Raw genomic sequence first — 1109 nt, 5'->3', positions numbered from 1 at the left:
ACCTAGCACCACACAGGTGCTGGGTATTCGCTGGAAAGTCGCGCCGTTTTCGCGATTCGATCCACACCAAGATCGATTGCAGAACCACAGAGGACCACGAGTAGACCGCCCTTCCTCGGCGTGACAGCGTGAGCACGGACGGCGGGCAGTTCAAGGGCGCTCCTTCGTCGCGTCGCCTACGGCGATGGCCTGCGGCCACCCTTGAGCAACCCACCGTCCGTGCTCGGAATGCCTTCGGAGGAAGGGCCGGGGAACAGTTGGGGAAACAGCCCAGACACCGAACCGCGGCAGGCAGATCCTCGAGGCAAGCGAGCGAAGCTCGTGCGGCAGTACATCCCAAGCCCGGCGGGCTGGAACACGACGGAGCCCCTGACCCGATCACGGGCCAGGGGCTCCTGGGTACTGCGTGCCGAACTACGCGGGCGGGGTGTAGCTGCCGATGTCGTAGACGCGGCCGTGGCCACCCTCGGCCGGGCCGACGAACAGCAGGCCCTCGATCCGGCCGCCGATCGCGACGCCGTTGGCGCGGGCTCGGCGCAGGCCGATCCGGATAGCGCGCTGGACGTCGCGGTCCATAGTGACCGCGCGCAGGCCGTCGTCCTGGTCGTCGTCGCGGGCGTCGGTCTCGAGGATGAGCTGGGAGTCGATTACCGGGTCACCGGACTGCGCCGCCTGCGGCTTGCGGTTGACCCAGAACAGCGGCTGCCCCTGGCTGTTGTGGCGGTGTCGGCGGACCACAGCGATGATCTCGCCGGTCACGCCGTCACCAGCCTGGACCTCGCGGCCGAACGGGTTGCGGGCGCCGCCGGCCATCAGCTCGGCGTTGATCTGGTCCAGGTCGGTCATTGCGTTCGTCATGATGTGTGTCCTTCGTTCGTGGGATGTGCAGTGCGAGAAGCGGAGCGGATAGGGCGGGGCAGGCTCTACACCTGCCCGCAGCGATCGATCAGCGAACCAGGCTCAGCACCTCCCCACTGCCGTCGTCGGACTCGGCGGCGGCGATGATCTGCGCGACGCGGGAGTGCGACAGCCCCACACCGCACCCCATCACCCGCGTCGCTAGAGCGGCCCCGCCCACCCCCAGAAAAAAGGTGTCGCCGTAGACCTCA

At 68.0% G+C, this 1109-nt stretch carries 1 protein-coding gene; it reads right to left on the bottom strand.

What is annotated here, in order from left to right; genetic code table 11:
- Positions 1-414: 414 nt before the first annotated feature.
- Positions 415-858 carry a hypothetical protein gene (locus tag ACFWPJ_RS33490; protein WP_378857627.1) on the bottom strand — a complete coding sequence of 148 codons (444 nt, stop codon included), beginning with the start codon at positions 856-858 and terminating at the stop codon, positions 415-417.
- Positions 859-1109: the final 251 nt, after the last annotated feature.

This window comes from Nocardia sp. NPDC058497, from assembly GCF_042720195.1.
Lineage (GTDB): Bacteria > Actinomycetota > Actinomycetes > Mycobacteriales > Mycobacteriaceae > Nocardia.
This window is presented reverse-complemented; position numbering and strand designations above follow the sequence as displayed.

Coding starts and splice junctions, on each gene's coding strand:
- ACFWPJ_RS33490 (WP_378857627.1), bottom strand. CDS start 858: ATGACGAACGCAATGACCGACCTGGACCAGATCAACGCCGAGCTGATG.